27 protein-coding genes are annotated in these 26,075 nt (G+C 61.1%); 11 read left to right on the top strand and 16 right to left on the bottom strand.

All coding sequences use genetic code 11. The features are described from left to right. Positions 1-1,215: a ubiquinone biosynthesis hydroxylase gene (locus tag ABOK31_RS15040; RefSeq protein ID WP_349956528.1), complete on the bottom strand. Its 1,215-nt coding sequence runs from the start codon at positions 1,213-1,215 to the stop codon at positions 1-3. An 83-nt stretch (positions 1,216-1,298) separates the two neighbouring features. Here ABOK31_RS15040 and tesB point away from each other — a divergent pair, with 83 nt between their 5' ends. The 6 genes from tesB (at position 1,299) to ABOK31_RS15010 (ending at position 8,894) form a co-directional block, all read left to right on the top strand. Continuing rightward, positions 1,299-2,183, top strand: a complete 885-nt coding sequence (gene tesB / locus ABOK31_RS15035; RefSeq protein ID WP_349956527.1) for an acyl-CoA thioesterase II — start codon at positions 1,299-1,301, stop codon at positions 2,181-2,183. A 214-nt stretch (positions 2,184-2,397) separates the two neighbouring features. After that, entirely contained in the window at positions 2,398-2,748 is a 351-nt protein-coding gene (locus tag ABOK31_RS15030; RefSeq protein ID WP_015341499.1) for a P-II family nitrogen regulator, read from the top strand. 27 nt (positions 2,749-2,775) lie between these two features. After that, positions 2,776-4,128 (top strand): ammonium transporter, encoded by a 1,353-nt coding sequence (locus ABOK31_RS15025; RefSeq protein WP_174178184.1) that lies wholly within the window; start codon positions 2,776-2,778, stop codon positions 4,126-4,128. Between the two features lie 272 nt (positions 4,129-4,400). Beyond that, on the top strand, positions 4,401-7,076 hold the full coding sequence (locus tag ABOK31_RS15020; RefSeq protein WP_349956526.1) for a DNA translocase FtsK: 2,676 nt from the start codon (positions 4,401-4,403) through the stop codon (positions 7,074-7,076). Between the two features lie 137 nt (positions 7,077-7,213). Further along, positions 7,214-7,888: an outer membrane lipoprotein carrier protein LolA gene (locus tag ABOK31_RS15015; protein ID WP_349956525.1), complete on the top strand. Its 675-nt coding sequence runs from the start codon at positions 7,214-7,216 to the stop codon at positions 7,886-7,888. A gap of 202 nt (positions 7,889-8,090) precedes the next feature. Continuing rightward, on the top strand, positions 8,091-8,894 hold the full coding sequence (locus tag ABOK31_RS15010) for an exodeoxyribonuclease III (RefSeq protein ID WP_174178178.1): 804 nt from the start codon (positions 8,091-8,093) through the stop codon (positions 8,892-8,894). 15 nt (positions 8,895-8,909) lie between these two features. Here ABOK31_RS15010 and ABOK31_RS15005 read toward each other — a convergent pair whose 3' ends face one another. Together ABOK31_RS15005 and ABOK31_RS15000 are read right to left on the bottom strand one after the other, a co-directional pair. Then, positions 8,910-9,365 (bottom strand): cyclic nucleotide-binding domain-containing protein, encoded by a 456-nt coding sequence (locus tag ABOK31_RS15005; RefSeq protein WP_174178176.1) that lies wholly within the window; start codon positions 9,363-9,365, stop codon positions 8,910-8,912. A 7-nt stretch (positions 9,366-9,372) separates the two neighbouring features. Continuing rightward, positions 9,373-10,056, bottom strand: a complete 684-nt coding sequence (locus tag ABOK31_RS15000) for a response regulator transcription factor (protein WP_092717256.1) — start codon at positions 10,054-10,056, stop codon at positions 9,373-9,375. 148 nt (positions 10,057-10,204) lie between these two features. Between ABOK31_RS15000 and ABOK31_RS14995 the strand changes: the two genes are divergently transcribed. Together ABOK31_RS14995 and ABOK31_RS14990 are read left to right on the top strand one after the other, a co-directional pair. Then, positions 10,205-10,753 (top strand): L,D-transpeptidase family protein, encoded by a 549-nt coding sequence (locus ABOK31_RS14995; protein ID WP_174178174.1) that lies wholly within the window; start codon positions 10,205-10,207, stop codon positions 10,751-10,753. Positions 10,754-10,897: 144 nt separating this feature from the next. After that, on the top strand, positions 10,898-11,728 hold the full coding sequence (locus tag ABOK31_RS14990; protein ID WP_174178172.1) for an aldo/keto reductase: 831 nt from the start codon (positions 10,898-10,900) through the stop codon (positions 11,726-11,728). A gap of 84 nt (positions 11,729-11,812) precedes the next feature. Here the strand turns inward: ABOK31_RS14990 and ABOK31_RS14985 are convergent, their stop codons facing one another. Then, positions 11,813-12,439 (bottom strand): NADPH-dependent F420 reductase, encoded by a 627-nt coding sequence (locus tag ABOK31_RS14985; protein WP_349956524.1) that lies wholly within the window; start codon positions 12,437-12,439, stop codon positions 11,813-11,815. A 100-nt stretch (positions 12,440-12,539) separates the two neighbouring features. Here ABOK31_RS14985 and ABOK31_RS14980 point away from each other — a divergent pair, with 100 nt between their 5' ends. Then, positions 12,540-13,436 carry a LysR family transcriptional regulator gene (locus ABOK31_RS14980; RefSeq protein WP_349956523.1) on the top strand — a complete coding sequence of 299 codons (897 nt, stop codon included), beginning with the start codon at positions 12,540-12,542 and terminating at the stop codon, positions 13,434-13,436. 45 nt (positions 13,437-13,481) lie between these two features. Here the strand turns inward: ABOK31_RS14980 and ABOK31_RS14975 are convergent, their stop codons facing one another. Next, positions 13,482-14,936, bottom strand: coding sequence for an MFS transporter (locus tag ABOK31_RS14975; RefSeq protein WP_349956522.1), 1,455 nt, complete (start codon positions 14,934-14,936; stop codon positions 13,482-13,484). Between the two features lie 135 nt (positions 14,937-15,071). Here ABOK31_RS14975 and ABOK31_RS14970 point away from each other — a divergent pair, with 135 nt between their 5' ends. Beyond that, positions 15,072-15,998: a LysR family transcriptional regulator gene (locus ABOK31_RS14970; RefSeq protein ID WP_174178164.1), complete on the top strand. Its 927-nt coding sequence runs from the start codon at positions 15,072-15,074 to the stop codon at positions 15,996-15,998. On the opposite strand, the gene ABOK31_RS14965 is transcribed toward ABOK31_RS14970, so the two are convergent. Further along, entirely contained in the window at positions 15,968-16,459 is a 492-nt protein-coding gene (locus ABOK31_RS14965; RefSeq protein ID WP_174178162.1) for a MarR family transcriptional regulator, read from the bottom strand. The two genes, ABOK31_RS14970 and ABOK31_RS14965, sit on opposite strands and share 31 nt — an antisense overlap. Positions 16,460-16,542: 83 nt before the next feature. On the opposite strand from ABOK31_RS14965, the gene ABOK31_RS14960 reads away from it, so the two are divergent. Next, a complete protein-coding gene (locus tag ABOK31_RS14960; RefSeq protein WP_349956521.1) occupies positions 16,543-17,442 on the top strand; it encodes an EamA family transporter in 900 nt (299 codons plus the stop codon). 75 nt (positions 17,443-17,517) lie between these two features. On the opposite strand, the gene leuC is transcribed toward ABOK31_RS14960, so the two are convergent. The 10 genes from leuC to ffh form a co-directional block, all read right to left on the bottom strand. Further along, on the bottom strand, positions 17,518-18,927 hold the full coding sequence (gene leuC, locus ABOK31_RS14955; RefSeq protein WP_174178158.1) for a 3-isopropylmalate dehydratase large subunit: 1,410 nt from the start codon (positions 18,925-18,927) through the stop codon (positions 17,518-17,520). A gap of 69 nt (positions 18,928-18,996) precedes the next feature. After that, positions 18,997-19,119, bottom strand: a complete 123-nt coding sequence (locus ABOK31_RS14950; protein ID WP_280117190.1) for a hypothetical protein — start codon at positions 19,117-19,119, stop codon at positions 18,997-18,999. Between the two features lie 83 nt (positions 19,120-19,202). Next, positions 19,203-20,081, bottom strand: a complete 879-nt coding sequence (locus ABOK31_RS14945) for an amino acid ABC transporter permease (protein ID WP_349956520.1) — start codon at positions 20,079-20,081, stop codon at positions 19,203-19,205. 34 nt (positions 20,082-20,115) lie between these two features. Continuing rightward, complete coding sequence (locus ABOK31_RS14940) at positions 20,116-20,913, bottom strand: transporter substrate-binding domain-containing protein (RefSeq protein ID WP_349956519.1); 798 nt, start codon at positions 20,911-20,913, stop codon at positions 20,116-20,118. Positions 20,914-21,253: 340 nt separating this feature from the next. Next, the gene (rplS, locus tag ABOK31_RS14935; RefSeq protein WP_174178152.1) at positions 21,254-21,799 is read right to left on the bottom strand and encodes a 50S ribosomal protein L19; all 546 of its coding nucleotides are present in this window, start codon (positions 21,797-21,799) and stop codon (positions 21,254-21,256) included. A gap of 268 nt (positions 21,800-22,067) precedes the next feature. Next, positions 22,068-22,760: a tRNA (guanosine(37)-N1)-methyltransferase TrmD gene (gene trmD, locus ABOK31_RS14930; protein ID WP_349956518.1), complete on the bottom strand. Its 693-nt coding sequence runs from the start codon at positions 22,758-22,760 to the stop codon at positions 22,068-22,070. A gap of 24 nt (positions 22,761-22,784) precedes the next feature. Continuing rightward, positions 22,785-23,378, bottom strand: a complete 594-nt coding sequence (gene rimM / locus ABOK31_RS14925) for a ribosome maturation factor RimM (protein WP_174178140.1) — start codon at positions 23,376-23,378, stop codon at positions 22,785-22,787. Positions 23,379-23,500: 122 nt separating this feature from the next. Further along, the gene (rpsP, locus tag ABOK31_RS14920; RefSeq protein WP_113345201.1) at positions 23,501-23,863 is read right to left on the bottom strand and encodes a 30S ribosomal protein S16; all 363 of its coding nucleotides are present in this window, start codon (positions 23,861-23,863) and stop codon (positions 23,501-23,503) included. 128 nt (positions 23,864-23,991) lie between these two features. Continuing rightward, positions 23,992-24,294 (bottom strand): chorismate mutase, encoded by a 303-nt coding sequence (locus ABOK31_RS14915; protein ID WP_015341476.1) that lies wholly within the window; start codon positions 24,292-24,294, stop codon positions 23,992-23,994. An 18-nt stretch (positions 24,295-24,312) separates the two neighbouring features. Further along, positions 24,313-25,881, bottom strand: a complete 1,569-nt coding sequence (gene ffh, locus ABOK31_RS14910) for a signal recognition particle protein (RefSeq protein ID WP_349956517.1) — start codon at positions 25,879-25,881, stop codon at positions 24,313-24,315. Positions 25,882-26,075 lie beyond the last annotated feature (194 nt).

The following is a 26,075-nucleotide window of genomic DNA, read 5'->3' as shown; positions in this document are numbered from 1 at the left end:
TCAAATCGCCTCGCCAGCAAGCAGCCGCGGATTGTGCTTTGCGATGGTGCCGGCAGCCTGGCCGATGAAGAAGGATTTGAGGCTTGGCAGACGGTCGACGATCCCTAGCCCGAAGTCGCGGGCGATGCGCAGCGGCGTGTTGTCGTTGGAGAAGAGCCGGTTCAGCACGTCGGTCGTCACCCCCATGCGGAAGGTGTCGAAGCGGCGCCAGGTCTGGTAGCGCTCGAGCGTATTGATCGAGCCGATATCGAGGCCGAGGCGGTCGGCTTCGACGATGGTTTCGGCCAGTGCTGCCACGTCCTTGAAGCCAAGATTGAGCCCCTGGCCGGAAATCGGGTGAATGCCGTGGGCGGCATCGCCGGCCAGCGCAAAGCGCGGGGCGACGAAGTCGCGGGCGATCGTCAGGCCGAGCGGGAAGGCGCGGCGCTCGCCGATGGTGGTGAGCGCCCCGAGCTTGTGGCCGAAACGGCGCTCCAGTTCCTCTTCGAAAAGGAGGTCGTCGGAAGCAACCAGCCGTTCGGCGTCGGAGGTGCGCTCCGTCCAGACGAGCGAGGAACGGTTGTTCTTCAGGGGCAGGATGGCGAAGGGGCCGGAGGGCAGGAAATGCTCCTCGGCGCAGCCGCCATGCGGCCGCTCATGCTCGACTGTCACGACGATGCCGGACTGGCCGTAATCCCAGTTGACGGTCTTGATGCCGGCCATGTCGCGCAGCTTGGAGCGCACGCCGTCGCAGGCGACGAGAAGCCGCGTTTCCAGCGTGCTGCCGTCCGAGAGGGTGAGGGTGGTTTTGTTGTCGTCGGTAACGAAACCGGTGGCGCTGAGCCCATGCCTGATGGTGATGCCGAGGCGTTCGCAGGCACCGCGCAGCGCCCCGACCATGGTGAGGTTCGGTACCATATGGGCGAAGGGCTGGCCTTCAGTCACTTCGCCGTCAAAGGTGAGGAAGACGGGGCGAACGGGATCGCCGGTGCGCGAATCGGTGACGATCATGCGGGTGATCGGCTCTGCTTCCGGCGCGATCTCGTTCCAGACACCGAGGACTTCAAGCATCTTCGAGGCGGCCGCGATGATCGCCGATGCCCGCATGTCCTTCTTCCACGCGGTTTCGGGAGCAGCCTCCACGATCATGACGTCGAGATGGGGCGCGGCCTGCTTGACTGCGACCGCTGCAGCAAGACCCACATATCCGCCACCCACTACCAGCATGTCCAACATAGCGCTTCCCTGTGTCTTACTGTCACGTCCTGCTCTATATAGAGCATCCTGTTCGTGGTTCCTACCATTGGAGTTCAAGCAAAATGTCGCGAGAGACCGAGAAGCTCACCCCGATGGAAACCGTGCTGGCGACGCTCGATCTCGAGACGATCGAAATGAACCTGTTTCGCGGCAACAGCCCACAGGTCGGCTGGCAACGCGTTTTCGGCGGCCAGGTCATCGGCCAGGCACTGATGGCGGCGCAGAGGACTGTGGATGGCGATCGCTTCGCGCATTCGCTGCATGCCTATTTCATGCTGCCGGGCGACCCCTCGGTGCCGATCCTCTATCAGGTCGACCGGCTGCGCGATGGTTCGAGCTTCAATACGCGGCGGGTGCTTGCGGTCCAGCACGGCAAGGCGATCTTTGCGCTGACGGCTTCCTTTCAGGTCGATGAGCCCGGTTTCGACCATCAGGTTGATATGCCCGACGTGCCGATGCCGGAGGACTTGATGGACGAGGAGCAGGTGAAGCAGCGCTACCTCGCCCATGCGCCCGAGAATGTGCGCCGGTACTGGGAGCGCAAGCGTGCCGTCGAAATCAGGCCGGTATCGATCGAGAGCTATTTCTCGCGCTCGCAGCCAAGCCAGCGGCAGAATATCTGGGTTCGCCTGACTGGGCCGGTGCCGGATGACCGGCTCTATCAGAATGCCGTGCTTGCCTATCTCTCCGACATGACGCTGCTCGATGTTTCTCTGAATGCGCATGGCACATCGGTTCTGGACCCGACCATTCAGGTGGCAAGCCTTGACCACGCCATGTGGTTCCATCGTCCGTTCAAGCTCGACGACTGGCTGCTTTATAGTCAGGAGAGCCCCAGCGCTTCCGGCGCGCGCGGTTTTACCCGCGGCAGCCTGTTTACGCGATCCGGTGTCCTGATTGCGTCCGTTGCGCAGGAAGGCCTGATTCGTAAAAAGGCAAATGATTAAATAAGCGGCAAACTTGTAAATTTGCACTTTATTTGTGCGGCTCTCGCGACGAGAAATGCCGCTTTATTGGGTCTGTGCAATAAATCTGTTTTATTTCAATACGTTATAAATGTGTCACGAATCTGGCACGTCCTTTGAATGTGTATGCCCAGTCGCTGCAGAAACACTCGTCGGCGGCAAGGAGAGTCGGCTCCGTGCCGAGGGTAAACAAAGGATGGGAAATCAGATGAAAATTGTGATGGCCATTATCAAGCCGTTCAAGCTCGATGAGGTCCGTGAGGCCCTCACGGCTGTCGGCATCCAGGGCCTGACTGTGACCGAAGTGAAGGGCTACGGGCGCCAGAAGGGGCACACCGAGATCTATCGCGGCACCGAATATGCCGTCAGCTTTCTGCCGAAGCTGAAGATCGAGGTCGCGGTCGCATCCGAAACCGTCGACAAGGCCGTCGAGGCCATCGCGTCGGCCGCCAAGACCGGCCAGATCGGCGATGGCAAGATCTTTGTCTATTCCATTGACCATGCCGTGCGCATCCGTACGGGCGAAACCGATTCAGAAGCGCTGTAAGACACGGCGGATCAGGGAGTTATTTGCATGTCATTTTCCAAGCTTTCCTCCGCCTTGACACGGGTGGGCGCGCTTTCTGCGGCCTTGCTTGCGCCGGCGATTGCCTTCGCGCAGACAGCAGCACCAGCTGCCGCTGCTCCGGTTCCGGACAAGGGCGATACCGCCTTCATGTTCATCTCCACCATTCTCGTGCTCTTCATGCTCGTGCCGGGTCTGGCGCTGTTCTATGGCGGTCTCGTCCGTTCGAAGAACATGCTCTCGGTGCTGATGCAGTGCACGATGATCGGCGCGGTCGTGATGATCCTTTGGGTTCTCTACGGCTATTCCTTCGCCTTCGGCGGCGGCACCAGCCCTTATTGGGGTGGCACGGCCAAGATGTTCCTTTCGGGCGTCTCGACCTCGACGACGGCTGCAACCTTCTCCAAGGGCGTCGTCATTCCTGAATTCATCTTCATGCTGTTCCAGATGACCTTTGCCGCCATCACGCCGGCTCTGATCATCGGCGCCTTCGCAGAGCGCATCAAGTTCGGCGCAGCCGTGCTCTTCTGCGCGCTGTGGGCGACCTTCGTCTACTTCCCGATCGCTCACATGGTCTGGGATTCGAACGGCATGCTGTTCAAGATGGGCGCGCTCGACTTCGCAGGCGGCACCGTCGTTCACATCAATGCCGGTATTGCAGGCTTCGTCGGCGCCATTCTCGTCGGCAAGCGCGTCGGCTTCGGCAAGGACATGATGGCTCCGCACTCCATGACGCTGACCATGGTCGGCGCTTCGATGCTCTGGGTCGGCTGGTTCGGCTTCAACGCCGGCTCGAACCTCGAAGCTTCCGGTGGCGCGATGCTCGCAACCGTCAACACCTTCGTCGCAACGGCTGCCGCCATCATCTCCTGGTCGCTCGTTGAAACCTTCACCCGCGGCAAGGCCTCCATGCTCGGCGGTGCTTCGGGCATGGTTGCCGGTCTCGTCGCCATCACGCCTGCAGCCGGTATCGCCGGTCCGATGGGCGCGATCGTCATGGGATTGATCGTCTCGCCGCTCTGCTACTTCTTCGTCTCGGTCGTGAAGAACAAGTTCGGCTACGACGATACGGCTGACGTCTTCGGCGTACACTGCATCGGCGGCATCTTCGGCGCCATCGCAACCGGCATCTTCGCCAGCGCCTCGCTCGGTGGCGTCGGCTATGCCGATGGCGTCACCATGGGCAGCCAGGTCGTCGTTCAGCTGACCGCCGTCGTCACGACAATCCTGTGGTGCGGCATCGGCTCGGCGATCCTCTATAAGGTCGTCGACGTCATCATCGGTCTGCGTGTTGCTCCGGAAGCCGAGCGCGAAGGTCTCGACCTCGCCTCGCACGGCGAAGCCGCCTACCACAATTCCTGATCGAAGCTTGCGAAACCGGGGCAAAGCCTCCGGTTTCGCTCAACATCCCGTCGCGTTCTATTTCATCGAAATAGGACGCCCTTGGCCCGGACCTTGGTTCGGGCCCTTTTCGTTTGTGCAATGATATTCAGTTGCAAAAGCCGGCAATCCTTTGGGTTGGCGTGCATGGTTAACACGCCATTAACTCTCCTCTGATTAGGTAGGGCTAACCTGCCGGCGAGTGGGCATAGACCGATTCGTTTGCGCTTTGGACAGGAACGGGGCTGGATATCATGGGCAGAAGCAATTCGGCGGCGTTGAGCGGTCGCCCCGACCGTTTATCGCTATCGAGCGTGGTTTGGCGTCAGGTCAAAGGCCTGGCAGGTTTTGCGATATTGTTCCTGCTGGCGCTTGCCGCTGTGGCGCTGGCGACCTGGAACGTCATGGACCCCAGCTACTCCTACGCAACTGCCAATGCGCCGACCAACCTGCTCGGCTTTCCCGGCGCCGCCTTTGCCGACATCATGATGCAGTCGCTCGGTCTTGCCTCGGTTCTGGCGATGCTGCCCGTCGCCGCATGGGCCTTGGCGCTGATCACCAACCGCAAGCTTCACCGAGTGCCCTCGCGCCTCGGCGCCTGGTTCGGCGGCTGCATCGTCGCAGGCGGCTCCATTGCCTGCTTCCCCGCACCGCCGACCTGGCCGATCCCCAACGGTATCGGCGGTGTCGTCGGCGATCTTCTTTTGCGTCTTCCCGCCCTCTTCATCGGCACCTATCCGAGCGGCGTCGTTGCCATCGTCATCGGCTCGGTTCTTGCCGTTCCGGCCATTTGGCTCATGCTCTTTGCCTCCGGCATCATCGGCGAAAACCTTGTGGAAGATGAAGAGGACGAGGATGACTACGAGGAAACCCGCAGCCGTGCCCGTCGGGTGGGTGATGTGGACGAAGATGACGATCGCGGCAGCTTCCTCGGCAATTTCATGGCCTTCGGCGCCGTCATGCATGCCTGGTACAACACGCAGGCCCGCCTGCGCCGGCTGTTCGGCATGGGTCCGCGCAAGCGCCGCGACCATGCCTTCGATGCGCCTTACGATTTCAACGATGACGAATTCGGTACGCTGAACGAGCCGGTGCGCGCCAAGGCACCGATGGCCCGGGGCGACCGTCTCGATCCGTCGATGGATGGCCCGGCCGCACGCCGTGTCGTGTCCGCGCCCTCGATCAGCCTCGGCGATGACGAGGATGACGACGAAGATGCGCTCTATGATCGCGATCCGCGTCGCCCGGCCGATATCCTGCCTGACGACGAAGACGAGGATTGGCCGCTAGCCCCCGCGTCCGCGAAGGGAGCCGTAGCCGGCCATCGCGTTACTCCCGCCGCGCCGCGCCCGAAGCCCGGCGCGCGGGCTGAGCGCGAGGCGCAGACCTCCTTCATTCGCCCCTATGGTTTCCAGCTTCCTGCCGTCCACCTGCTGGCCGAGCCGAAGGCCGTTGCTCGCGATGCGACGCTTTCGGCCGATGCGCTCGAGCAGAATGCCCGCATGCTCGAAGGCGTACTGGAGGATTTCGGCGTCAAGGGCGAAATCATCCATGTCCGCCCCGGTCCGGTCGTCACCCTTTACGAGCTTGAGCCGGCGCCCGGCATCAAGTCCTCCCGCGTCATCGGCCTTGCCGACGATATCGCCCGCTCGATGAGCGCGATCGCTGCCCGCGTTGCCGTCGTTCCAGGCCGCAATGCCATCGGCATCGAGCTGCCGAACTCGACGCGCGAGACGGTCTATCTCCGTGAGCTCGTCGCCAGCCGCGATTTCGAGACTTCCAAGGCGAAGCTTGCCATGTCGCTTGGCAAGACGATCGGGGGCGAGCCCGTCATCGCCGATCTCGCCAAGATGCCGCATCTGCTCGTCGCCGGTACCACCGGTTCGGGTAAATCCGTCGCCATCAATACGATGATCCTGTCGCTGCTCTATCGCATGACGCCGGAGCAGTGCCGTCTGATCATGATCGATCCGAAGATGCTGGAACTCTCCGTTTACGACGGCATTCCGCATCTCCTGTCGCCCGTGGTCACCGATCCGAAGAAGGCTGTCGTCGCGCTCAAATGGACCGTCCGCGAGATGGAAGAGCGCTACAAGAAGATGTCGAAGATCGGCGTGCGCAACATCGATGGTTTCAATACGCGCGTCGAGCAGGCCGTTGCCAAGGGTGAGGCCATCAGCCGGACCGTGCAGACCGGCTTCGATCGCCAGACCGGCGAGGCGATCTACGAGACCGAGGAATTCGATCTGAAACCGATGCCCTATATCGTCGTCATCATCGACGAAATGGCCGACCTGATGATGGTCGCCGGCAAGGATATCGAAGGCGCGGTGCAGCGTCTGGCGCAGATGGCGCGCGCCGCCGGCATCCACGTCATCATGGCGACGCAGCGCCCGTCGGTCGACGTCATCACCGGCACGATCAAGGCAAACTTCCCGACCCGCATCTCTTTCCAGGTGACATCGAAGATCGACAGCCGCACCATTCTCGGCGAACAGGGCGCGGAACAGCTGCTCGGCATGGGCGACATGCTCTATATGGCCGGCGGCGGCCGCATCCAGCGCGTTCACGGCCCCTTCGTCTCCGACGGCGAAGTGGAGGATATCGTCGCCTATCTGAAGACGCAGGGCGCGCCGCAATATCTCGATGCGATCACGGCCGATGACGACGAGGACGATGAGGACGGCCGCGGTCCGGCGGGCACGTCCAATCTTTCCGATTCGGAAGATCCCTACGACCAAGCGGTTGCGATCGTTCTGCGCGACGGCAAGGCCTCGACCTCCTATATCCAGCGTCGTCTCGGCATCGGCTACAATCGCGCCGCCTCGCTGATCGAGCGCATGGAGCAGGAAGGCCTGATCGGCCCGGCCAACCACGCCGGCAAACGCGAAATTCTCGTTCCGACCGAAGCCGATATTCTCGATCGCTGAGGGCAGTCCGCCTTTCTGTGTCGCATATCCCGTCTATGTTCAGGGAAATTTGATCGCAGCCCCTTACCAGCCCTGGGCCGTTGCGCCATGAAGACGCCGATTTTGCGCGCCATGGACGAAGCATGAAGGAGAATTCGATGACAAAGTTTGATGCGCAGCCGTCCAGCCGACTTTCCCTGAGCCGCCGGCGCCTTCTCGGCGCCATGGTTGCGGTCGGCGTGGCAAGCGCTCTGCCGGTTTCGGCCTTTGCGCAGGCCCAGGGGCAGACACAGACGCAGGCGGCCGCAGCCACTCTCAATCCCAATATCGCCCAGGCCATCGCCGATCATTTCTCGTCCATCAAATCGATGAAGGGCGGCTTCCTGCAGATCGGGCCGCGCGGCGATCAGATGAGCGGCGCATTCTTCATCCAGCGGCCCGGCAAGATGCGCTTCAATTACGATCTGCCGTCACGCATGCGCGTGATCTGCGATGGCAACAATGTGCAGGTCATCAACGACCAGACGCAGACCAGAAACATGTATCAGCTGTCGAAGACGCCGCTGAGCCTGCTGCTTGCCAACAAGATCGACCTTTCCGCCGACATGGTGCGCAATGTCGATTCGCAGCCGGATCTGACCAAGATCACACTCGGCAACCGCACGGTCTTCGGCGATTCCACCATCACGATGATCTTCGATTCGAAGACCTACGACCTGCGCCAATGGACCGTCATCGATCCGCAGGGCAAGACGACGGACGTCATCATCAACAATGTGAAGACGAACGTTGCCTTCGACGACAGCGTTTTCCGCATTGACTACACGCGCTGAGCGCCGTCTTCCTCTCAGCCTTAGGTAAGTGCCGAATGGCGCTTTCCTTTCCGTAACAGCCGGTCTAAAGCCTTTAGCCTGACTGGAGCGGTTCAGCGTTTCACCGAGTCGCTGAACCGCTCCAGCTGTCTGTTTGACGCAATTCCGGATGGAAAACCGCTGCACACTTTTCCTGGAGTTGCCGTAAGGGAAAGGCTTGGGCATGGGATTTTCGATTGCGACCTGGAACATCAACTCGGTGCGGCTGCGCATGCCCATCGTCGAGCAGTTCGTCATGCAGACACGGCCAGATATTCTCTGCCTGCAGGAAACCAAGGTTCCGAACGAGCTTTTCCCCTATGCGCCGCTGAAGGCGCTTGGCTATGAGCACATCATCATTCATGGCCAGAAGGGCTATCATGGCGTGGCGATCGCTTCGCGTTTCCCACTGACCGAGGATCATCGCCAGGATTATTGCAATGTCGGCGACAGCAGGCACATCTCGGCGATCTTCGAACGCGGCGGCCGGCGCATTCGCCTGCATAATTTCTATGTTCCGGCCGGCGGCGACGAGCCGGATCGGGAAATCAACCCGAAGTTCGGCCACAAGCTCGATTTCATCGAAGAGATGAAGAAGCTGCATGCCAATGCCGAGCAGAACACCTCTGCCATCCTCGTCGGCGATCTCAATATCGCGCCGCTGGAGCATGACGTCTGGTCGCACAAGCAGCTCCTGAAGATCGTCAGTCATACGCCGGTCGAGACCGACGGGCTTATCGAGGTGATGAAGCGCGGTGCCTGGCTCGACCTGATGCGCCAGCGGGTGCCGGAAAGCGAGAAGCTCTATACCTGGTGGAGCTATCGCGCCAAGGATTGGGAGGCTGCCGACCGCGGCCGCCGCCTCGACCACATCTGGTCGTCATCCGACCTCGGCCCACATCTGCAGCGGATCGAAATCCTGAAGGCGGCGCGCGGCTGGGATCGCCCGTCCGACCACGTGCCCGTCACGGCGCATTTCGATCTCTAAGCTGGATTGAATGTCTCAGGAAAAGCGGCCGAGAAGCGCGGCCGCTTGCCGGGCAAGGGTGGCAAAATTTTCCCGGATGCGGTTCTGGATCAGCAGGCCGGCATCGGGATATTCCTCGATCAGGCGGTGGAAGAGGGCGCGTGTGATGCGGATCACGTCGGCTTCCTCCGCGGCAACTGCCGTATATTTCCGCTCCACCAGCGTCACCATCGCCAGTTCGGAGAGCATGGTGCCGGCTTGGACGACTGCTTCCACCTGCTTCTGGCCGTTGGCGTCGACGGTGCTGAGTTCGAAACTGCCGCGCGTGATGACATAGGCGCATTCGGCGGGCGATTTCTCCCGGAAAAGCGTCTGGCCCTCGTTCACATGGCGGCGATCGGCGCCGAAGGCGATCAGCCGCAGCGGCTCATCGCCCATGCCGTGAAATAGCGGCAATTGCGACAGCAGTCGGATATCGTCGTTCAGCGCCATCGATTGCCTATGGAATGATCTTGTAGCCGCCGTTTTCCGTTACCAGGATCTCGGCATTGGAGGGATCGCGCTCGATCTTCTGGCGAAGGCGGTAGACATGGGTTTCGAGCGTGTGAGTGGTCACGCCGGAATTGTAGCCCCAGACTTCTTCGAGAAGGATATCGCGGGTCACGACCTTCTGGTCGGCGCGATAGAGATAGCGGATGATGGCGGCTTCCTTTTCCGTCAGGCGGATCTTCTGTCCGTCTTCGGTGGTGAGCAGCTTCTGGCTCGGCTTGAAGAGGTAGCGGCCGACGGTGAAGGTTGCGTCTTCGCTCTGCTCGTGCTGGCGTAGCTGCGCACGGATGCGGGCGAGCAGTACGGCGAAGCGGAAGGGTTTCGTCACATAGTCGTTGGCGCCGGCTTCCAGACCGAGGATGGTGTCGGAGTCCGTGTCGTGACCCGTCAGCATGATGATCGGCGCCTTGAAGCCGTTCTTGCGCAGCAGCTTCACGGCCTCGCGGCCGTCCATATCAGGCAGGCCCACATCCATGATCAGGAGATCGACGGGCACGGTGCGCGCGGTTTGCACGCCCTTTCCGGCAGTCGCCTCCTGCAGGACGTTGAATTCCTCGTAAAGCGATAATTGCTCGACCAACATCTCGCGCAGGTCATTGTCATCGTCCACCAGGAGAATGGTGCGTGCGGTCATGCCGTTCGGATCCTCGTTCTAATCCCACTTAAGTCCTACGCCAAATTGCATTTTTAGCAAGTCGCGACGCGGCTCAGGCTTGGTCGTTTGGTTGAAACTGCTATGATTTCAAATGAAATCACGCGCAAAGCAAAAACATGTGAGGAAAATGCAAAAGACAAGGGCGGGGGCCAGGCGGAGCGCTTCGACGATCGTCGTGCGTCCTCAGCCGGGTAAGAAAACGCGGGCGCTGGTGCAGGTGGGAGGCGTGACCGTGCCGGCGGCGATCGGCCGGTCCGGACGCAGTATCCTGAAGCGCGAAGGGGACGGCGCGACACCGATCGCGGATATGAAGCTGCTCTACGGCTTCACGCGGGGCGATCGGGTCCGTTCCCTGAAAACGACCCTGCCGATGCTGCGGATCCGGAAGGATATGCTCTGGTGCGACCAGCCCGGCGATCCCAATTACAACAGGCTGGTGAAGGCTCCTTTCAGGCCGAGCCACGAGGAATTGCAGCGAGGCGATGGCCTTTACGATGTCTGCCTGGTGCTTGACTGGAATGTGAGCTCGCGCCGGCGCAACCGCGGCTCGGCGATCTTCTTCCATCTGATCAGGCCGGGATATGAGCCGACGGCCGGGTGTGTCGCAATCAGCCTTCGCGACATGAGGCGTATCCTGCCATCGCTGCGAAGAGGCACGACCGTTCGGGTTGTCTGAAATGTCGGCTGGGGTTAAAATCCCAACACTCTCCACTATATGGCATCTAGACCGGTGCACCCATGCGGACCGGTCCGGCCCTTTTCTTTTAGAATTTAAATCACGCCTTCACTCCACCCGCTTCTCATCCCTTGGAGACTTATCGTGACCACGCAACCGACAATCACGTTCAATGACGGCAATTCCATTCCGCAGGTCGGCCTCGGTGTCTGGCAGACGCCGGAGAATGTCGCGCCAATGGCTGTCAGCACGGCTTTGAAAGCCGGCTATCGCCATGTCGATACCGCAGCCATCTATGAAAACGAGGATGGTGTCGGCGAAGGCATGCGCCAGTCCGGCGTCGCCCGCAAGGATATCTATCTCACAACCAAGCTCTGGAACGAGGCGCAGGGCTTCGATTCCACGCTGAAGGCCTTCGACGAAAGCCTGAAGCGCCTTGGCACCGACTATGTCGACCTCTACCTGATCCACTGGCCGTCGCCGCACCGCAACCGCTATCTCGACACCTGGAAGGCTTTTGTGCGTCTGAAGGAGGAAGGCCGCGCCCGTTCGATCGGCGTTTCCAATTTTGCCGCCGCGCATCTCGACCGTATCATCGGCGAGACCGGCGTCACGCCTGTCCTGAACCAGATCGAGCTGCATCCGACGTTCCAGCAGAAGGAACTGCGCGCCGTTCACGACAGGCTCGGGATCAAGACCGAATCGTGGAGCCCGCTCGGCCAGGGCAAGCTTCTCACCAATGACGTCATCGGCAAGGTCGCCGCCAAGCACGGTCGCACGCCGGCACAGGTCATCATCCGCTGGCACATCGACAACGGGCTGATCGTCATCCCGAAATCGGTGACGCCGAGCCGCATCGAGGAAAACCTCAGGGTTTTCGACTTCAAGCTCGACGGCGACGATCTGGCTGACATCGCCAAGCTCGATTCGGCTGGCGGCCGTATCGGTCCTGACCCGCTGACGGCTAGTTTCTGATCGATAGGAGCCGTCGATCATCCATTCGGCAAGGCCCGGAGCGAAAGTTCCGGGCCTTTTTCGTATGTGTGCTAACGCGTGTCCTCAGAGCTGAACCCAGGCGGGTGCTACGGAAGGACCCTTGCCGAGGAAGAAGCCGAAGTGGATGTTCATCTCGCCGATGGGCTCGATGAAGCGGGCATTGGAAAGCGGGCCAGCGTCAACCGCTTCGAAGCCGGCGGCATTGACGAAGCGAGAGACGGCGTCCTTGGCTTTTTCATCGTCACCGGCGACGAAGACCTGCACCGTCTTGTCCTTGCGTGCTTCGAGCGGCAGCAGCTGCGCGAAGATGGTGTTGAACGCCTTTATCACCGTTGCCCCAGGCGCGAGAGCCTGGATCTCCTCGGCCGCCGAAGTCGAGTGTCCGACAACCAGGCCGCGGAAGTCTGCGGTGATGGGGTTGCTGATGTCGACCAGAACCTTTCCCTTGATATTGCCGGCTTCCTTCAATGCTTCCGCTATCGCGCCATAGGGCAGCGCCAGAATGGCGATATCGGCGAGCTTGACGGCGGCGGCAATGCCGCCTACCTCGACATTTTCACCCAGCTCTGCGGCAAAGGACGCAGCCTTTGCCGGGTCGCGATGGCCGATCACCAGATCATAACCCGTTTTTGCCAGCAGGCGGGCGAGGCCAGCACCCATATTGCCAGTACCAATCACAGCGATTTTCATATTCATCAGCTCCTTTGTGGTTGCTGATGAATGAATATGATTATCGTCATATCGAGATAAATGATCTATATGGAGTTATACTCGAAACAGGTTATTTCTAATGGATCGCTTGTCCAGCATGAGCATCTTCGTGAAAGCGGTCGAGCTCGGCTCGTTCAGCGCTGCCGCGGATGCGCTGAACATGTCGCCACAGCTTGTCGGCAAGCATGTGCAATTTCTCGAACAGCATCTGGGCATTCGGCTCATCAACCGAACCACGCGCCGCCAGCATCTTACCGAAGTCGGAAGCCAGTTCTACGAGCGCTGCCGTAATATTTTGGCCGAGGTCGAATCCGCAGAGGCCTTGGCGGCCGAGACGCGGGTGGTGCCGCGCGGAAAGTTGAAGATCAACGCCCCCGTCTCATTCGGAATTCATGCTCTTACGCCGAGGCTTCCCAAATATCTCGGCGCATATCCGGAGGTTTCGATAGAGCTGTCGCTCTCCAACCGCTTGGTCGATTTGATCGATGAGGGCTATGACGCGGTCTTTCGCGTCGGCGAACTTGTCGACAGCGGCTTGATCGCCCGACGCCTCGATCCCTATCGGCTGGTGGTCTGTGCGGCGCCGAACTATCTCCGCTCCCGTGGCATGCCTTCGAAGCCGGATGATCTGAAGGTGCATGATTGCCTCATCTTTTCGCACACCATGTTGAGGACGCATTGGGATCTTGAAGGGCCGGATGGGAGCGTGAACATTCCCATTTCCGGCCGGCTGATGATCGACAACGGCGAGGCGCTGCTACAGGCAGCGCTCGCCGGGCTTGGCATTATCCTGCAGCCTTTCGAGCTCGTTCGATCCAGCCTGGAAGCCGGATTGTTGGTGGCCGTCCTGCCCGAATACAATGTGCCGACGCGCTCGCTTCACATCCTCCACGCGCCCGATCGGCGTATCACGCCGAAGCTCCGCAGTTTTCTCGATTTCGTTTCTTCTGAATTCGGCGGTCGCGGGGCGGCCTAGTCGGATGGCGGGTTTGTCGGCCGCCGCCTTTTCTTTGTCTGGGTTTCATGTCGTTTCCCTGGAGACAGCAGAGCGCTTTGTGAAGGTCAGTCCCGTCAGTGCGATGACGAGCGTTGCAGCGATTAGAAGAGCGGCAACGACGAAGGTTATCTGCATTCCATTTGCCACCGCCTCAGGGCGCGCCGTCATCATGTCAATCGTCCCGGAGGAGAATGCGAAGACCGCGCCCATGACGGATGCGCCGGTGACGAGACCAAGATTTCGCGACAGGCTCAGCATGCCCGAAATGACGCCGCGCTGCTCGGGGCGGATGTCCTTCATGATGGTGGTATTGTTGGATGCCTGAAACAGCGCATAGTGCGAGGTGACGATGACAAGCGGTCCGATATAGCCGGTGGCGCCAAATCGGCCTTGCAGCGCTGCCATCAGGAACAGGCCGATGATCATACCCACAAGGCCAGTCATGGTCATGCGGGAGGCGCCGAAGCGATCGACGATGCGGCCGGCCGGCACGCCTGTCAGCGCCGACACCAGCGGACCGGCGGACATGATGGCGCCGACCTGGGCGGCATCGAAACCGAGAGTGCGGGAGAGATAGAAGGGGCCGACCACCAGCGTCGCCATAATGACGGTGGAAACGAGAGTGCTCATGGCAAGACCCGTGCTGAACTTGCGATCGCGGAACATGGAAAGGCGTAGCAGCGGCGACTTGACCTTCGTCTCGGTGAAGGCAAACAGGGCGATGCCTGAAGCTGCGGCTAGCAGCAGATCGATATTCAAAACGCCAAAGCTTCCATGCCCGATCGTCATTGCCAGCGCATAGGCGGCCAGCGTCAAGGCCAGCAGCAAGGTGCCAATCCCGTCCAGGTGCCCCTGAGCCGTTTTGCCGTCTCGTCGATCAGCCGGCAGGAAGCGGGCGGCGAGCAGGAAATTCACGATCCCGAGCGGCACATTGACAAGGAAGATGGTCTCCCAGCCGAAGCTGGCGATCAAGATGCCGCCGAGCGACGGGCCGAGCGTGGTACCGATCGCGGACATGGTGCCGAGCAGACCCATGGCGCTGCCCGTCCGCTCTTTCGGCACGGCTTCACCGACCATTGCCACGGTCAGCGCCATCATCATGGCGGCGCCGAGACCTTGCAGGCCTCTGGCTGCGAGCAGTAGCCACAGTGTCGGCGCGATGCCGCAGAAAAGCGAGGCGAGGGTGAAGAGGCTTATGCCGATCAACAGCAGGCGTCGCCTGCCGAAAATGTCGCCCAGCCGTCCGACGCTGACGATCAGCGTGGTAATGGCGAGCAGATAGGCAAGCACGATCCACTGCACCTGCTGGAAGGATGCATCGAATGATCGAGCGAGCGTCGGCAGCCCGACATTGGCAATGCTGGTATCGAGCGAAGGCATCAGCATGGAGAGCGATAGGCTGGCAAGGGCCCAGCGGACCGAGGATGCTGACTTTGTGTGGCCGGCTTTACCCGGCTCTTCAATGATCGGCTTCAACATGAGCTCCGTTTCTGGCGACATAAAAAGTCCCGGCAGAACGGTAGCTCTCGACACCATGTAGCGGAATATGCAGCATTTGCACTTCATTCGTGCATCTGACGCCATATATCGGGAAAACCGTGCTATGGTCGCATCATGTCCACGCCCGATCTCAACCTGCTTGTCACTCTCAATGTTCTGCTAGCCGAAGGCAGCGTCGCGCGCGCCGCCCGGCGATTGCGGCTCAGCCCATCCGCCATGAGCCGGCAGCTTGCCCGCCTGCGCGAGACGACAGGGGATCCGCTGCTGGTCAGGGCCGGACGCGGGCTTGTGCCGACGCCGCGGGCACTGGAGTTGCGTGAAAGTATCGGCCGGCTCGTGCAGGAAGCGGAAGCAGCCTTACGGCCGGCCGAGGCCCTGAATTTGAAACAGCTTTCTCGAATTTTCACGTTGCGCACCCGCGAAGGCTTCGCGGAGAACTTCGGCGCTGAACTGATTACGCGCATTGCCGAGCAGGCGCCTGGCGTCCAGCTTTACTTCGCGCAGAAGCTGGACAAGGACAGTACGCCGCTGCGTGATGGGACGATCGACTTCGAGACTGGTGTTGTCGGCGACGATACCGGTCCGGAGTTGCGAACGCAGGCGCTGTTCCACGATCGCTTCATCGGCGTGGTCCGAAGCGGGCATCCGTTGAGCGAAGGGGAGATGACCCCGGAGCATTATGCCGCCGGGCAACACATTCTGGTTTCACGCCGTGGCCTGCAGAAGGGAGAGATCGACGAGGCGCTGGGAGAGTTGGGGCTTGCGCGGCGGATCGCGACGCTTGTCGGCAGTTTTTCGGCGGCGCTGGCTCTGGCGCGGGCGTCGGACCTGATCGTCAGCGTTCCCGAACGATATACGGGCAATCTACGTGTCGGCATGTATAGTTTCGCGCTGCCGGTGCCGACATCCGATGTGACGATCTCGCTGCTCTGGCACCCGCGGATGGATGCTGATCCGGCGCATCGCTGGTTGCGCGGCTGCATACGCGATGTTTGCGCCGGCGCGCGGGCTTATGAATGGGGCTCGAAGTCGGCTAAATAATTGCGTAGCAGGCGGTCAAGAGCCTTTCTTTCGCCTTCCGAAAGGGTCGAGATCAAACGCCTCTGCGTTTCGACATGCGCCGTCACTGCCGCGTCGATCAGGTCGAAACCCTTTGGTGTCAGAGATATCAGGAAGCCGCGGCCGTCATTCGGGTTCTGGCTGCGGGCGACGAGGCCGGCCCTCTCCAGCTGATCGATGCGATTGGTCATCGTGCCCGATGACACCATCATCGTCTCCATCAGGTCGCCGGGGGAGAGGGTATAGGGCTCGCCCGAGCGGCGCAGGGTCGCCAGCATGTCGAAGTTCGCCGAGTTCAGGTTGAAGCGGCCGAAGGTCTTCTCCATCTCGCGCGAGAGATGGAGGGTGAGATTGCGCATGCGCCCAAATAGACCCATGGCCGAGGTGTCGAGGTCAGGCCGTTCGCGGCGCCATTGCTCGAGAATTTTGTCGATGCGATCCATACCTGGATCTCGCCATGAATTTATCTTGACGTCAAGGCACTTCAGTTTATCTTGAGATCAAGATAAATTTCGAGACCAAGACCATGAACCGCAATTTCGATCTGTTGTTGACCGCCATCGCGCCGGCGATCTGGGGCAGCACCTATCTGGTGACGACGCAGCTTTTGCCGGCCGGCTATCCCCTCACTGTCGCCATGCTGCGTGCCTTACCGGCAGGGTTACTTTTGCTCGCCATTGTCAGGCAATTGCCGCATGGCGTCTGGTGGCTGAAGTCGCTGGTTCTCGGGGCGCTGAATTTTTCGGTCTTCTGGTGGCTGCTGTTCATTTCGGCCTATCGGTTGCCCGGCGGCGTTGCCGCGACCGTCGGTGCCGTTCAGCCGCTGATCGTCATCGTACTGGCGCGATTGCTGCTGGGATCGCCGATCCGCAGCCTTTCGATCATCGCAGCCATTGCCGGCATCGGCGGGGTTGCGTTGCTGATCCTGACACCGAATGCGACGCTCGATCCGATCGGTATCGTCGCCGGCATTGCCGGAGCCTTTTCCATGGCAGCCGGCACCGTGCTCAGCCGCCGCTGGCGGCCCGATGTCTCGCCGCTGGCCTTCACGGCATGGCAGCTGACGGCGGGTGGCCTGTTGCTGCTGCCGGTGGCGCTGCTGCTCGAACCGCCGCTGCCGCATCTGACCGGCGCCAACATTCTCGGCTTTACCTATCTCGGCCTGATCGGCGCAGCGCTCACCTATATTCTCTGGTTCCGCGGCTTGTCGCGGCTTGAGCCCTCCGTGGTCTCTCCGCTCGGCTTCCTCAGCCCGACGACCGCTGTGATCCTGGGTTGGGCAGTGCTCGGCCAGCAGCTGAGCCCAATGCAGATGTTCGGCATCGTCATCGTGCTCGGTAGCGTCTGGCTCAGCCAGCGGGCGCAGCAGGCTCCGCAGGCAGGACTTGCCGCACCTGATAGCCAGCCTGTCGCGTCAAAGCGATAGGTTCGGCATCTGGTATTACTCGCAAACAAAAAGGGCGGCCATCGGGCCGCCCTTTGTCATTCATGCTTTGAAGGTTTACTTCCACTCGCGGATATCGACGAAGTGACCGGCGATCGCGGCGGCTGCGGCCATGGCCGGCGAGACCAGATGCGTGCGGCCCTTGAAGCCCTGACGGCCTTCGAAGTTGCGGTTCGAGGTCGAAGCGCAACGCTCGCCCGGCTTCAGCCGGTCGTCGTTCATGGCGAGGCACATGGAACAGCCAGGCTCGCGCCAGTCGAAACCGGCAGCCTTGAAGATCTTGTCGAGGCCTTCGGCTTCCGCCTGCTCCTTCACGAGGCCGGAGCCCGGAACGATCATGGCGTCGACTGTGGAGGCCACCGTCTTGCCTTCGACGACCTTGGCAACGGCGCGCAGGTCTTCGATGCGGCCGTTGGTGCAGGAGCCGATGAAGACGCGATCGACGTTGATCTCGGTCATCGGGGTGCCGGGCTTCAGGCCCATATAGTCGAGGGCGCGCCACTTGGAGGTACGCTTGGTCTCGTCCTGGATTTCATCCGGGTTCGGGACGACGCCCTGAACGGAGATGACGTCTTCCGGCGAGGAGCCCCAGGAAACGATCGGCGGCAGGCTGGCGGCATCGAGCTTGACGATGCGGTCGTAATGCGCGCCTTCGTCCGACTGCAGCGTTTTCCAGTAGGCGATTGCCTGTTCCAGCGCTTCGCCCTTCGGCGCGCGCGGCTTGCCCTTGATGTATTCGAAGGTGATCTCATCCGGCGCGATGAGGCCGGCGCGGGCGCCGCCTTCGATCGACATGTTGCAGATGGTCATGCGGCCTTCCATCGACAGCGCGCGAATGGCTTCGCCGGCATATTCGATGACGTAGCCGGTGCCGCCCGCGGTGCCGATTTCGCCGATGATGGCAAGGATGATGTCCTTGGCGGTGACACCCGGCGGCAGCTGGCCGTCGACCTGCACCAGCATGTTCTTGGCCTTCTTCTGGATCAGCGTCTGCGTGGCGAGCACATGCTCGACCTCGGAGGTGCCGATACCGTGGGCGAGCGAGCCGAAGGCGCCATGGGTCGAGGTGTGGCTGTCGCCGCAGACGATGGTCATGCCGGGCAGCGTGAAGCCCTGCTCGGGTCCGATAATGTGAACGATGCCCTGACGCTTGTCGTTTTCGGAGTAGTATTCCACGCCGAACTCGGCGGCATTCTTGGCGAGCTGCTCGACCTGGATGCGGCTTTCCTCGTTCTTGATGCCGAGATGGCGATCGGCCGAGGTCGGTACGTTATGGTCGACGACAGCCAGCGTCTTCTGCGGCGCGTGAACCTTTCGACCGGTCATGCGCAGGCCTTCGAAGGCCTGCGGTGACGTCACCTCGTGAACGAGATGGCGGTCGATATAGAGAAGACAGGTGCCGTCGTCTTGCGCGTCGACCAGATGGTCATCCCAGATTTTATCGTAAAGTGTGCGTGGAGCGCTCATGGCTACAGATCCATATTGGCATTGTCGAAAAGGGGATTGACGGATCAGGACCGCCGGCCTCGGGTGTGATCAGCGAAGTCGGCTGTTGAGCGCGCCCGAAATCATCGCAAAGAAACGTGCCGGCAGGCGCTTGTGGTCCTGCAGCACGAAAGCCGTGACGTAACGCCCGTCCTTGCTCATGATCTTACTCATGGCCATGCTCATATCAATTTTCAAAACCTTCGGCAATGGCGACGATGGGGTGTGTCGGTACGGTCGGCATTTGGCCGCACCGATCAAACTTGCGCGCCTGGCGGCTGTGCTGCTGCCATACGAGGGAAGGCGGAGCGATCGCTGCCCGAACGCCGGCGCATCCAGGCTTCGAGCTGCCTGAGCAACAGCGAGAGGCCGACCGTCAGAAGCAGATAGATGAAGGCGAGGATCGACAGCGTTTCGAAATAGCGGAAATTGGCGGAGTAGTAGAGCTTGGCGAGCTGGCTGATATCGGCGACGCCGAGCACGGAGACCAGCGAGCTGTCCTTCACCATGGCGATGAAATCGTTGGAGAGCGGCGGCAGGATGACGCGGATCGCCTGCGGAAAGACCACAAGGCGGAAGCGCTGGAAGCGGCTGAGGCCGAGCGCCTTTGCCGCCTCGATCTGGCCCTGGTCGACCGCCTGGATGCCGGCGCGGAAGATTTCGGCGATGAAGGAGGAATAGGCAATGGTCAGCGCGATGATCGTGCGCCAGACGAACGGCACGTCGCGGGTGATGAGCGAGCTCATCCAGCCCGCGGAAATCAACGGCGAGACGATGAAATTATAAACGGCGACGAAGGCCGGCGTGCCGACGAAGGCGATGTAGGAAAGCAGCACCAGTATCGGGATGCCGCGCACGATCTCGATATAGAAACGCGCGACCTGCCTGAGCACGAGGAAATCCGACAGGCCGAGCAGCGCCAGCGCCAGGCCAAGCAGCATGGCGAGCGTAAACGCCACCAGCGTCACGAAGACCGTGACGCCGATGCCGTTCAACAGAAGAGAGAAAATCTGGGCATAGAGGCCGTTCGCCGCGATTGCGAAGGAGGCGGCGATGCCGAGAATGGCAAGCGCAACCAGCCACCAGGGAAAGTCTTCCTTGCCGCGGTGCCCGCCCGGGCCTGCCAAAGGTGCCATCAGAGCGGGCTTCCGATATATCGATCTTCAGAGTTCATTGGCCCATCTTGTAGTCGAGGAACCACTTCTTGTTCAGCGCCTCGAGCGTGCCGTCAGCCTTGAGGCTCGCGATCGCGGCATTGACCGGAGCGACGAGATCGGAACCCTTCTGGAAGATGAAGCCGAAATCCTCGGTGCCGAGCGGGCCGCCGACCAGCTTCAGACCGCCGTTCGAGGCATCGACATAGCCCTTGCCGGCGGTGCCATCGGTCAGAACCGTATCGACGTCACCCGTCTTCAGTGCCTGCACGGTGGCGCCGAAGGTTTCGAAGGTCTTGATGCGCGGGTTCTGCTCGTTGCCGTCGAGGACCGAATAGACGGCGGTGTAGAAGGGCGTCGTGCCCGGCTGTGCGCCGATCAGACCGTCCTTGAAAGCGGCGAAGCTCTTGGCATCCGTGAAGCGCTTCTCGTCGCCGCGCACGAGCATGAACTGTTCGGAGCGCATGTAGGGATCGGAGAAATCCACCTTCTGCTTGCGGTCGTCCTTGATGGTGATGCCGGTCATGCCGATGTTGTACTGGCCTTCGGAGACGGCCTGGATCATCGCATCCCAGCTGGTGTTCTGGTATTCGACCTTGAAGTTCAGGCGCTTGGCGATCTCGTTCATCGCGTCATATTCCCAGCCGATCGCCTTGTTCGTCTTCGGATCGATGAACTGCAGCGGCGGATAGGCATTCTCGGTGACGACGACGACGGTCTTGCCCTTGAGATCAGGCAGATCGGCGGCGAAGGAGGCGAAAGGCGCAAGCACGAGGGCGCTGAGGCCCAAAAGAAACGAACGACGGAATGCCATGGAAATCTCCCCGATTAGAGCATGATGCCGAAAAGTGTCAGCGGTTTTCGGATGACGTCATGCTCTCCCTATTTGATACTGGCGCGGCCTCAGATTTCAGGTCGGTTCGACCTGAACTCATCCGGCGCAAGCGTGGCGGAAAACTGTCATATTTGTGAAGGGGATGGCAAGGCGATTGCCATGGTCGCGATCATAAAAATGGAAAAGCAACCCCAAAGTGGACAGCGAATAGAGAAATATTCTTTTCGCCCGATGCAGACCCGCCCTGTGTATGTGGCAGGCAGCAAAAAAGGCGACCCGAGGGCCGCCTTCCATTGCTGCGATCCGTGTGGATCGAAGCTTATTCTGCTGCCGGCTCGGCTGCTGCGGCTGCAGCAGCAGCTTCTGCAGCTGCCTTTGCTTCTGCGGCTTCAGCTGCTGCCTTCTCGGCTGCGAGCGCCTGGGCGGCTGCAACCTTCTCGGCTTCGATGCGTGCCTTCTCTTCGGCCAGAGCCTGGCGCTCGGCGTCGTTGAGCTTGCGGGCGCGGGTGCCGGTGTTCTCGACGATACGGGCAGCCTTACCGCGCAGGTCGCGCAGGTAGTAGAGCTTGGCGCGACGGACCTTACCGCGGCGAACGACTTCGACGCTTTCGATCATCGGAGAGTAGACCGGGAATACGCGCTCGACGCCTTCGCCGTAGGAGATCTTGCGAACCGTGAAGTTTTCCTGCAGACCGCCGCCGGAGCGGGCGATGCAAACGCCTTCATAGGCCTGAACGCGGGTACGGTTGCCTTCCGTGACCTTCACGTTGACGCGAACGGTGTCGCCAGCGGAAAATTCGGGAAGCGTGCGCTTGGCTTCGATCTTGGCAGCCTGTTCGGCTTCCAACTGCTGAATGATGTTCATAGTATCAACCTCGTTGTTGCTTCAACAGCCAGAGCGCCCGAACGATCTATCCTTGGTCGGACCCGAAAGTCTCGCCTCGGATATATGCCTGTTACGGCAGGGGCGGATACGTCTGCTTTTCTTTGGTGGTTGATGGGAAATTTCCCATGCCGGGCGCGCACATACCTCATTGTCACGGGTTTGTCACCCCTTGCGGCCGATTTAAGTGGCCTTTGTTGCGGATTGGGGTGCCCCGGGGGCAGTTTTTGATCTGGCGGCCGGTTTGGAGCTATTTCGCTGATGGTTTTGGCAGAAGATCCGGCCGGCGCTCCTTCGTCAGCTGCTCGGCCTGCTCTTTCTGCCATTTGGCAATTGCCGCGTGGTTGCCTGAGGTGAGGATGGCTGGAATCTCGCGACCCTCCCAGATTTGCGGGCGGGTATAGTGCGGATGTTCCAGCAGGCCGCCTTCAAAACTTTCGTGCAGGCCGGAGAGGTCGTTGCCCATGACGCCGGGCAGGATGCGGACGATGGCGTCGAGCAGGATGAGGGCAGCCGGCTCGCCGCCTGAGAGGATGTAGTCGCCGATCGAGACTTCCTCGAGGTCGCGGCCGTCGATGACGCGCTGGTCGACGCCTTCGAAGCGGCCGCAGACGATGATGACGCCGTCTCCATCAGCAAGTTCGCGCACGCGCTTCTGCGTCAGCGGCTTGCCGCGCGGGCTCATCAGCAGGCGCGGGCGGCTGTCGTTCTCGCTGGCGTGGTCGATGGCGCGGGCAAGCACATCCGGCTTCAGCACCATGCCGGCGCCGCCACCGGCCGGCGTGTCGTCGACGGTGCGGTGCTTGTCGGTCGTGAAGTCGCGGATCTGCAGAGTGTCGAGCGACCACTGCCCGCGTTCCATCGCCTTGCCGGCAAGCGAGGTGCCGAGATGACCGGGAAACATCTCGGGATAAAGCGTCAATATGGTCGCCTGGAAACTCATGGCGCGGTCACTTCCCAACGAGGATCACTTCTTCTTCGGCTTGCCCTGCGGCTTCTCGGGTTTTTCCGACTTTTCCGGTTTGCCGATCAGGTCGTCGGGACTGTCGATCAGGCCGGCGGCCAGAGGATCTATTAAAATCTTGCCGCCCTCCAGATCGATTTCGAGCACGGCGGCTTCAGAGAAAGGGATCAGCACGGGGCGCTTGCCGGGGCCTTTCAGCTCCAGCAGATCGCCGGCGCCGAAATCATAGACGCCGCTGACCGTGCCGTAGCCGGTGCCCTCGTCGTCGACGGCTTCCAGACCTTCGAGGTCGGTGTAGAAGAATTCGTCGTCGTCGAGTTCCTCGTCCGGCAGGTTGTCGCGCTCGATGTAGAGTTCCAGCCCGTTCAACGCTTCGGCGGCGTTGCGGTCATTGACGCCGCGAAAGCGCACCACCACAACGTTCTTGGCTTCGCGGATTTCCAGCACCTCGAAGCTGCGGCCGTCCATGCTGTGCAGGTGGCCGTAGTCGCCGAGTGCGGTCGGATCGGATGTATAGGCGCGGGCGCGCACCTCGCCTCTCAGGCCCTGCGCTGCGCCGATCGTTGCCATCAGTACCGGATTTTGCAGTTTCGTCATGGTTTCTTCGCCGATTGCCGGGATCAATTGCGTTCTCTCATAGGCTGAACGCCAGCCGATGGGAAACAAAAAACGGGCGGCATGTTGCCATGCCGCCCGTTTTCGACAGTCACAAGGACCGATTATTCAGAAGCAGCAGCGGCGGCGTCAGCAGCCTTCTGTGCCTTTTCAGCAGCGCGTTCCTGAGCGCGCTTGCCCGGCTTTGCCTTTTCCGGGTTGTTCTTGGCTTCGCGCGTTGCGATGCCGGCTTCGGCGAGGAAGCGCAGAACGCGGTCGGTCGGCTGTGCGCCGTGGTCGAGCCAATGCTTGATGCGCTCGGCCTTGAGTTCAACGCGCTTGGCGTCGTCCTTGGCAAGCATCGGGTTCCAGGAGCCGAGGGTCTCCAGGAAACGGCCGTCGCGCGGCGAGCGGGCGTCGGCAACAACAACGTGGTAGTACGGGCGCTTCTTGGAGCCACCGCGGGCGAGACGAATTTTCAATGCCATGTTCATTCTCCTTAGGCTTTTCTTGACCGCTTCGTTGTGCGGTATGGTTACGTCGCGCTGCTTTTCTCGTGCTGCGTGATCCCTCTCGAAAACGTGCTCGCGTCTTTCGGGATCATGCGGCCAGGGGGTTACCCTTTGAAATCCGCAGCGATCTGTTCATGATGCCGGATGACTTCCTTGATGACGAAGTTCAGGAACTTCTCGGCGAAATCCGGGTCCAGATTTGCGTCCTTTGCCAGGCGGCGCAGGCGCTCGATCTGAAATTCTTCGCGCGCCGGGTCGGCCGGCGGCAGGTCGTACTTGGCCTTCAGCACGCCGACCTCTTTGGTGCAGCGGAAGCGTTCGGCCAGCATATGCACCAGTGCGGCATCGATATTGTCGATCGACTGGCGGTAGTTGCCCAATTGGGCCTTGATGTCTGGATCAATCATGGGGGTCAACGATCCTTCTCACTTCTTCTTCGGCAAACCGGGAAGCCCCGGGAAACCACCGCCGAGGCCTGGTAGCTTGGCGCCACCGAGACCTGGCAAACCACCACCGCCGCCGAGGCCTGGCATGCCGCCGGGACGACCGAGGCCTGCGGCTTCGGCCTGCTTCTGCAGGGCTTCGAGCTGCTTGGGGTCCATGTTCGACAGGTCGGGCATGCCGCCCATACCGCCGCCGAGGCCCATCTTGCCGGCAAGGCCGCCCATGAGCTGCTTCATCATGCCGCCTTTGCCCTTGCCGCCCATCATCTTCATCATGTCCGCCATCTGGCGGTGCATTTTCAGAAGCTTGTTGATGTCGGAGGCGTCGGTGCCGGAGCCGGCGGCGATGCGCTTCTTGCGGGAATGCTTGAGGAGGTCCGGATTGGCGCGCTCTGCCTTGGTCATCGAGGAGATGATGGCGAGCTGGCGGCCGAAAAGCTTGTCGTTGAGGCCGGCTGCGGCCATCTTGTCCTTCATGCCGGCCATGCCGGGCATCATGCCCATGATGCCGCCCATGCCGCCCATCTTCTGCATCTGACCGAGCTGGTCGGCCAGATCGTTCAGGTCGAACTTGCCCTTGGCCATCTTGGCGGCCATGGCAGCCGCCTTTTCGGCGTCGATATTCTCGGCTGCCCGCTCGACCAGCGAGACGATGTCGCCCATGCCGAGGATGCGGTCGGCGATGCGGCGGGGATGGAATTCTTCCAGCTCGCCCATTTTTTCGCCGACGCCGATCAGCTTGATCGGCTTGCCGGTCACGGCGCGCATCGAAAGGGCCGCACCGCCGCGGCCGTCGCCGTCCATACGGGTCAGCACGAGGCCGGTGATCCCGACGCGCTCGTCGAAGTTGCGGGCGAGATTGACAGCGTCCTGACCGGTCAAGCTGTCGGCAACCAGCAGGATTTCGTGCGGATTGGACTTCTTCTTGATATCCGCCATCTCGACCATGAGCGGCTCGTCGATATGCGTGCGGCCGGCGGTGTCGAGGATGACGACGTCATGGCCGCCGAGCTTGGCAGCCTGCACGGCGCGCGCGGCAATATCGGTCGGCGACTGACCCGCGATGATCGGAAGCGTGTCGACGCCCGTCTGCACGCCGAGCTGGCGCAGCTGCTCCTGCGCGGCCGGACGGCGCGTGTCGAGCGAGGCCATCAGGACCTTCTTGCGGTCGCGGCTCGTCATGCGGCTGGCGATCTTCGCCGTCGTCGTCGTCTTACCAGAACCCTGCAGGCCGACCATCATGACGACGACAGGGGCAGGTGCATTGAGATCGATGCCCACGCCTTCGCCGCCGAGCATTTCGATCAGCTCGTCATGGACGATCTTGACGACCATCTGGCCGGGCTTGATCGACTTCAGGATTTCGGCGCCGACGGCCTTTTCGCGGACGCGGTCGGTAAAGGAGCGAACGACATCCAGTGCCACGTCGGCTTCGAGCAGCGCGCGGCGAACCTCGCGCAGCGCTGCGGAAACATCGGCTTCCGAAAGCGCGCCGCGGCCTGTCAGTCCATTCAGAATGGAACCAAGACGGTCCTGGAGGTTTTCAAACATCGGTTCTTCCTTATCGATCGCTCGGGAATTTGGATTTGCGCCTATGCGCGGTTCCTCGCCCGAAAACGTCGTGCTTTTCCATGACGAAAACAAGACGCAAAGCCAAAAACCACCCGAGGGCGCATCGCGCTGTCGGGTGTTGACCTCCGGGATCTCTTTATACCTCTATGGGTCCCGGTCGGTGGCTCGGAGGC

Source organism: Rhizobium sp. ZPR4 (assembly GCF_040215725.1).
Classification (GTDB): Bacteria; Pseudomonadota; Alphaproteobacteria; order Rhizobiales; family Rhizobiaceae; genus Rhizobium; species Rhizobium rhizogenes_D.
This window is presented reverse-complemented; position numbering and strand designations above follow the sequence as displayed.